At 40.5% G+C, this 7607-nt stretch carries 7 protein-coding genes; 2 read left to right on the plus strand and 5 right to left on the minus strand.

All coding sequences use genetic code 11. The features are described 5' to 3' along the window. Window positions 1–145 precede the first annotated feature (145 nt). The gene (locus tag CD126_RS05520) at window positions 146–1483 is read left to right on the plus strand and encodes an aspartate aminotransferase family protein (RefSeq protein ID WP_103370158.1); all 1338 of its coding nucleotides are present in this window, start codon (window positions 146–148) and stop codon (window positions 1481–1483) included. Between the two features lie 31 nt (window positions 1484–1514). Further along, window positions 1515–2612 carry a YkvI family membrane protein gene (locus CD126_RS05525; RefSeq protein WP_103370159.1) on the plus strand — a complete coding sequence of 366 codons (1098 nt, stop codon included), beginning with the start codon at window positions 1515–1517 and terminating at the stop codon, window positions 2610–2612. A gap of 121 nt (window positions 2613–2733) precedes the next feature. Here CD126_RS05525 and CD126_RS05530 read toward each other — a convergent pair whose 3' ends face one another. Genes CD126_RS05530 through pgsB form a run of 5 tightly spaced genes read right to left on the minus strand, consistent with a single transcriptional unit; the run spans window position 2734 to window position 7183 of the window. After that, window positions 2734–4335 (minus strand): gamma-glutamyltransferase, encoded by a 1602-nt coding sequence (locus CD126_RS05530; RefSeq protein WP_103370160.1) that lies wholly within the window; start codon window positions 4333–4335, stop codon window positions 2734–2736. A gap of 2 nt (window positions 4336–4337) precedes the next feature. Next, window positions 4338–4499 carry a hypothetical protein gene (locus tag CD126_RS12110; protein WP_002473102.1) on the minus strand — a complete coding sequence of 54 codons (162 nt, stop codon included), beginning with the start codon at window positions 4497–4499 and terminating at the stop codon, window positions 4338–4340. Next, a complete protein-coding gene (locus CD126_RS05535) occupies window positions 4489–5556 on the minus strand; it encodes a CapA family protein (protein WP_049408215.1) in 1068 nt (355 codons plus the stop codon). Before CD126_RS05535 ends, CD126_RS12110 begins: the two co-directional genes overlap by 11 nt. Window positions 5557–5568: 12 nt before the next feature. After that, a complete protein-coding gene (gene pgsC, locus CD126_RS05540) occupies window positions 5569–6021 on the minus strand; it encodes a poly-gamma-glutamate biosynthesis protein PgsC (RefSeq protein WP_103370161.1) in 453 nt (150 codons plus the stop codon). Window position 6022: 1 nt separating this feature from the next. Beyond that, window positions 6023–7183 carry a poly-gamma-glutamate synthase PgsB gene (gene pgsB / locus CD126_RS05545; RefSeq protein ID WP_049408214.1) on the minus strand — a complete coding sequence of 387 codons (1161 nt, stop codon included), beginning with the start codon at window positions 7181–7183 and terminating at the stop codon, window positions 6023–6025. Between the last annotated feature and the right edge of the window lie 424 nt (window positions 7184–7607).

Consider the following 7607-nt stretch of genomic DNA (forward strand, 5'->3'; position numbering starts at 1 on the left):
AGTATATTCATATCTATAAGCTATTTCAATTTTCAGACAAAGGAGATAGAAGTTGATAATAACTTAAGGGACTTAACTCAGTTATCTAATGAAGTCAGCATTTTTAACTAACCGATAGACTTCATATTACGGGGAGGAATTAATTATGAGCAAAGCACAATCATTAATATCAGAAGACAGCAAGTATTTTGCGAAACCGGGACGTATCAAATATTATCCTTTAGCTATTGAATCAGGAAAGGGTGCCATCCTCACAGATGTCGATGGGAAATCTTATATTGATTTACTCGCTAGCGCAAGCTCTCAGAATGTAGGACATGCACCTGAACAAGTAACGGAAGCGATCAAAGCACAAGTGGACCGCTTCATCCATTACACACCTGCTTACATGTATCACGAACCATTAGTGAAGTTAAGTAAGAAGTTATGTGAAATCTCGCCAGGTGACTTTGAGAAACGTGTCTTATTTGGACTTTCAGGCTCAGATGCGAATGACGGTATCATCAAGTTAGCACGGGGTTACACGGGTAGACCTTACATCATTAGCTTTACAAACGCTTATCATGGTTCACCTTACGGGGCATTATCAATATCGGCGATCAGTTTAAATATGCGTAAAAAATATGCGCCACTCGTGCCTGGCTTTTACCATATACCGTTTCCAGATAAGTATCGCGGCATGTTTGAACATTCAGAACCAGGTACTGTAGAGGAATACTTAGCACCACTCAAAGAGATGTTCAATAAATATGTACCGGCTGATGAGGTCGCATGTATCATGATTGAAACGATTCAAGGCGATGGTGGACTCATTGAACCGGTGGACGGTTATTTCGAAGCACTTCAAGCATTATGTCGCGAGAACGGTATCTTACTCGCAGTAGACGACATACAACAAGGGCTCGGACGAACAGGGACTTGGAGTTCTGTAGAACATTACAACATCGAACCGGATTTAATCTCTTATGGTAAATCTCTCGCAGGCGGCTTACCAATGTCAGCAGTCGTAGGTAGAGAAGAAATCATGAACACACTCGATGCACCGGCTCACCTCTTTACGACAGGTGCCAATCCAGTAAGTTGTGAAGCAGCTTTAGCTACCTTACAAATGATTGAGGATGAAGAGTTATTGACTGCTAGTACAGAAAAAGGCGCTTACGTACGTAAACGTATGGATAAGTGGGAAGCACAATACGACTTTATCGGCGACATCAGAGGTAAAGGCTTATCTATCGGCATCGACATCGTATCAGATCGCCAAGCTAAGACACGAGATAACGAAGCAGCCTTAAAGATCTGTAACTACGCGTTCGATCATGGCGTTATCGTTATCGCTGTCGCAGGAAATGTACTCCGCTTCCAACCACCATTAGTCATCACTTACGAACAACTCGACACAGCACTTGATGTCTTAGAGGAAGCATTTGAGAAGCTCACTAACGGCGAACTCGATAATTATGAAATTTCTGGACAAGGATGGTAAGACAATTTAAATCAAACATTGGGGGTATTAGATGCAGAAAGTAAGTGTAAGTAATGTGTTTAAATTGAGCGGCGCTTACATTGCATACTTAATCGGCTCAGGATTTGCAACAGGACAAGAAGTGATGCAATTCTTCGCTTCGTTTGGAATTTATGGTATATTCGCAGCGATTGTGAGTGCACTCTTATTCTGTTTCTTAGGATCAACTTTAATGATTAAAGGTCATGATTTACAACTTGAACAACCAGGTCATATCTTTAAATATTATTGTGGCAATATACTTGGAACGATCATCGAATACTTTACAATACTCTTCTTATTTAGCATCGTAGTCATCACTATCGCAGGAACAGGTGCAGTCGTCGCACAACAATTCCATTTACCTAATCTCGTTGGTATTCTAGGAATGGGCTTCATCGCGATGATTACGGTAATCCTGGGTCTACGCAAGCTCGTTGATATCATCGGCACAGTAGGCCCTGTAATCGTCGTTCTAACGATTGGTATTTGTCTTGTCGTTTTTCTACAAAATATTGGCAATATTCCGTCATTGAATAATATGCCACACTTGGCAGAACAAGTGCGTCCGACGCACTCTTGGTGGCAATCTGGTGCATTGTTCTTCTGCTATAATATCTTAGCCGGAACAATCTTCTTTACTCAACTGGGTCGCCAATCCACGAGCAAGAGAGAAGCTGGCCTCACAGCATTCGTTGGCGCCAGTGGCTTGATGTTGACTGTCGTCTTTATGATTCTAGCGATGTTAGCACACGCACATCACGTCTTTCACCTACAAGTTCCTGTACTTTATCTAGGTAAGACGATTTCACCTATCGTGGCTGTCATCTTCTCAGTATGTATTCTACTCGGTATATATTCTACGACAGCTCCGATGTTCTGGTTAGTTAAAAATGAATTCTTGAAATTCATTCCAAAATCATTTAACTACACACTCACTGTAGCACTCGGTATCATCTTTATTCTTTGTGGAATGTTACCTTTCGACAAACTTGTGTCTACTGTTTATCAATTTACAGGTTATGTCGGTGCGCTCGTCGTTATCGCCATCTTCCTACGTACTTTATGGAATTCAGTGGTGCCTAGTCGCAGTAGTAGTGAAAATGGTTAACAATGAATAAAGCCACACCTTGCGTTGGGTGTGGCTTTGTATTTGTGTGGTAGATACTTTTCAATAGTTAACCCCCGCCATAATCAAATGACGGGGGATTTGTATTGCGATTATTTTATTCCTACCTATTACCTACATCGTGACCAATTTCTACACGTTTATCTTTCTTATTGAATGATGCGGCTTGGATACTACCAAAGTTTGGATCGTTACGTTTCTCTTCTGTTTGATAGCCCATACGTTCGAATGTTTCAATGTCGCTTTTCTTCATCGCATTTTCATAATAAATCGTATCACCGTCGTTGTAGAAACGTGGTTTATCGATAGATTGTTGCAATGTGCCTTGACCACGTAAGTAATCGATAAGGACTTCGTTCTCTGTCGTAGGAATCTTGTTACCACCAGGTGTACCAATACCGAGATAGAAGTCAGGACCTACGACAATGGATGGTGCAGTAAAGGATCTCGGCTGTTTATGTGGTTCGCCGTGGTTTGGACTGGCTTCGGATTGAGAGAAGTTTGACAGTGAGTCATTCATATAGAAGCCTTCTTTCATAAACTTACCGGAGCCAAAGAAGCTAGATAATGTATTTGTCGTACTAGCCATCTTACCTTGCTTGTCAATGACCACAAAGTGAGTGGTAGACATCGTTTCAATGTCATTTGAGAAGATGTTGTCAAAGCCGTTGCCTGCTTTAATCTTCTGAAGCTCTCCAGAAATGTAATCTTGAGATAAGTATTGGCTATAGTCCGCATCGTTGCCATTAACGATATCACGGTTACGATACATCAAGTCACGCGCATCAATAATGTTTTGAATAAAGTCATCTCGATCGTTTAATGTCGGCGAGTCATTGATACTTTCGTCAATCTTCAATCCTTGTAACATTAACGTTCCACCGAGTGGGTTAGACGCTGAATAAACTTTATTGTTGAGATACGTCGTGCTGACAGGGTCTTTTTGTTCTGGCTTGTAGTCTTTAAAGTCTTTCTCTGTCAATTTATCATCGAGCTGCTTGGAAATACTTTTACCTACCTTATCGTAAAAGTAATCTGGCCCATGATCTCTGATACCTTCTAACGTCTTCGCTAGCTCAGGCTGTTTAACAACGTCACCTTGACGCTTCGTCTTCTCATCGTTGAAGAATGGTGTATCGCGGTCAATCTTATCACCGAAGAGTTTCAAGCTGCGCTCAAGCTCAGAATCGATTTCGAAACCATCTTTCGCTAATGGGATGACACGGTTTAAGATCTCTTTCTCATCCATCTTGCCCTCTTTATCGTGAACTTCGTGTATCCCTTTCACAAAGCCTGGCGTACCAATTTGATCCCCTTGCTTGTAATCGTAAGAGGAGATGTCTTTGTATTGATATTGGTTTGGCTCGTCGTTCTCTTTACCATCATAAGTCAACATGGCGCCCCCACCACCAATACCGGAGGAGTGAGGTTCTGTAACTGCTAAGGCGTAAGAGACACCAATCGCAGCATCTACCGCGTTACCCCCATCGTTGATAATCTTCTCTCCAACACGTTGTGCGATAGGGTTATTCGTTGCCACGCCGTAGTTCTTATTAGAATAGTTCTGATTATGGTCTGCAATCTTATTCTCGTAAAGGTCGTCTTTGTTGTAGCTGTCTGGTTTAGTTACAAAGTAGAAGATAAAGGAGACGACAATAACAAGCGCTAAGACTACAATGAGAAATTTCTTGTTATACATTGACATACTTAGCTGGCTCCTTTAGATAGATATTGTTGGCGCTCGATTTGGATATCTTGCTTCTCATAATGATCGAGTCCTTCGTTCGCTTTCGCAAAAGTAACCATGAGAAAGATCACGACAATGATAGCAATGATTGCGATATAGACCCATCTCTCTTTAGTTCTCATAGACGTAACCTCCGTTCTCTTTCTTCAACTTCACATCTTTCGTTTGAATATTATTCAGTAGTTTACGTTCTTCAACTTTATTTGGATTCGCTTCTGAGACAACGCCACCCTTAGTCTTAATTGGTGTTAACTTGAATTTAGAATGTTTGCCATTCCAATTCTGTTGAACTGCTAAACCTTGTTTCGTCTTAGACAAGAAACCTTCAGCTGTGACATTACCCAGACTATAGAAGACATCCGTACCTTTATATTGTTCTATTTCTTGAACGACACTATTGTGACCTACGATGACATCTGCGCCTGAATCTGCCATCGCATGCGCAAATTCACGTTGTCTTGTCGTGACTTGCTTCTCGTTAGGAATTCCCCAGTCTGCGTTGACAACCACGTAATCATTCTGGTCTTTCAACTTCTTGATGAGCGGGATAAAAATACGTGGTTCCATACTGATAGAAGATGTATTCTTTAAGGAATCTGTATAGTCTGATCTTGTATCTGTCAGTGAGATGGTAGCCACTTTCTTGCCTTTAATATCTTGTTGAACTGCTTTACTGTTGATCAGGTTAGAGCCGTTACCAGTTAAAAAGTTATAATCTGTCTGAGCTTCTATCCTTTTATTCAACTCTTGGATTTGCTTATTATCTAACTTGTCATTCACAAGATTGAGTGTCTTCAAATTCAGTTTCTTCAAGGACATAATGTTCTCGATATTCTTCTTGATGTTCTCGTTCTGATCGCCAGCAAGCTTACTTGTTTCAAGGCTTGCTGTGGAATAGTCACTCTGTTTAAGCACATCTTTAAGTGCTCCGAAAGCATGATCTAAATCTTGCATCCGCATATGTTTATCTAAGTTCACGTTACCTAAATAGGTCATTTGTATGTCATCATTCTTCTTAGCCATACCTTTCACAGGTTCAATGGTTTGTCGTGTCATCGCAAAGATGAGCAGCAACACAGCAATAATCGTGATTGTTATCATAATGATAAAGTTATATTTCTTCGTCTTCTTCGTCCACTTTAAGACGCGTTCAGAAATTGTAAATTTTTTATCCTTCATAACTGACCCTCACTAACTAATAAAGCTGTAGAAGAAGAGAATGACATACGTGATACAAGTGAGTAACATACACGTGGATAGTGTGATGACTGCACCTTGTTTCTGAATTGTATTAGCGATGATACCAGGGATGACTACCCCGATACCTGACATTTCGACCATCTCAAAGGGTGTGAGCGGATAGATGAGATCAAAGATAAACTTCATGACCATACCTGTTAAGATCATCGCTGCGAACTTACGACGTCCATATAGAATAACGACACGGCTGATACCATGATTGACGATAAAGTATGTAATGCAACTGATGACGAGCACTGAAAGTAACATTATGGGTTGATCAAAGATGAGTGCTAAATAACCTGGAACTACGAGCCCAGCTGGATTAATTCCAAATTTTTCGGCAAAGATGAGACTGAGTACGATGCCGACAAATAATGAGAAATATAATTCTGAACCTATCATGTTATTTTCCTATCCTTTCTATATATTGGGCAATTTGTTTACCATGTCCATGAATATTACCAACACAGAAGATGAGTGCGTTCTGTGCTTCATGTAACACCGCTTCTTCGACATCATGGATATCATGACCTTCGAAGTTTAAATATTTCTTATCGGGTTGTGAACGCATGATTTCAGTTACGAGTTGCGTACTTTTACCCGTGCAGATTAACGTGTCGTAATCAACTTCAGCGATAAAGTTATCCGCGAACATACGCGTACGATCGACTCTATCGCCACGACAGTTTAAGATGACCACTTTCTTGGTGTAAGGATAGTTGTAAGACTCCACTTTGTTGAGAATCGCTTTCGTAGACTGCGGCTCATTGGCAGCGAAAGCATTGACATAGACGTTCGTCGTATTGTTAGCAGTGAAGTACTCGATATTGACCGCGCCCGAGTCCGGTGGTGCATTCAACATGCCTCGCTCAGCCGTCTCTTGGTCGATACCTAATGCCTCTGCCACTCCGATAGCTATTGCGACGTTATCTGGGAAGACGAGATAGTCAAAGCGACGTAAGAAGTCTTCTGAGATTGTATTCTTATCAACTACAATCGGTGTGGTATGTCGTTTCTTAGCCTCTTTGATGAAAAAGTCAGTATAGTCATCTTTCATGATTACGAGATGACCATTGTAAGGAATCGTCGCTGTAAAGGCTTGTGCGACCTCATCTAATGTTGGGCCTAGAACATCCATATGGTCCTCCATGACATTAACGATGACGCCAATATTCGCTTTAACTAAATCCTTCTGGAAAGTAATTTGGTAGTCCGGATTTACTGCCATACATTCATTCACGAGTGCGTTGGCTTTCTGTTTGACTACCTTGCGAATAATATCGCGCTGTTCCCCTATGTTAGCGCCTTGCGGTTTACGATAGACAGGATATTCCCGTGGTGTAAACCAATACATCATACGTGCATCCGTACCTGTCGTCTTTCCGATCACACGGTACTCATCTTCACGTAACATACCGTAAATCAAGCGAGTGATCGTGGACTTGCCTCGAATGCCGTTGATGTTAATTCGAACCGGAATCTTCTCTAGCCGTCTCGCATGTTTACGCTTGTCGACGATACCAAGCCAGAGAATTAATCCTACACAGATTATGATTAATACCAAGTTACGTCCCTCTCTTCATTAAGTTGTATTGACACATAGGTCGATTTTAGGTGCGTTAAAGACATAAAAAAATCTAGTGTCAGTCTTTCTTAAAATTCCTTTGGTTACATTTTTTACAATTTCACCAAAAAGAAGATACTCCGCTAGGCAATCTAATCGGTTGAAAAGATTGCTGATTATCTATACTTCATATCCCTATTGAAGGCCACACTAGCATATCGCTATTAATTCAATTTTAATTATTTATACTCTATGTAAATTTAGCTTAAATTTTGTTTCACAATCGAAAACGCTTCCCCAAAAACTTATACAATTAGTTTAAGTTATTTTTGTGCTATTTACAATATAGTAATGAATATATTTTGAAGAAAAAGCTATAAACTTTAAATTCCAAAGATAAATATAATTTTAACTATTAATTTAC

The sequence above is a fragment of the Staphylococcus pettenkoferi genome, from assembly GCF_002902685.1.
Taxonomy (GTDB): domain Bacteria; phylum Bacillota; class Bacilli; order Staphylococcales; family Staphylococcaceae; genus Staphylococcus; species Staphylococcus pettenkoferi.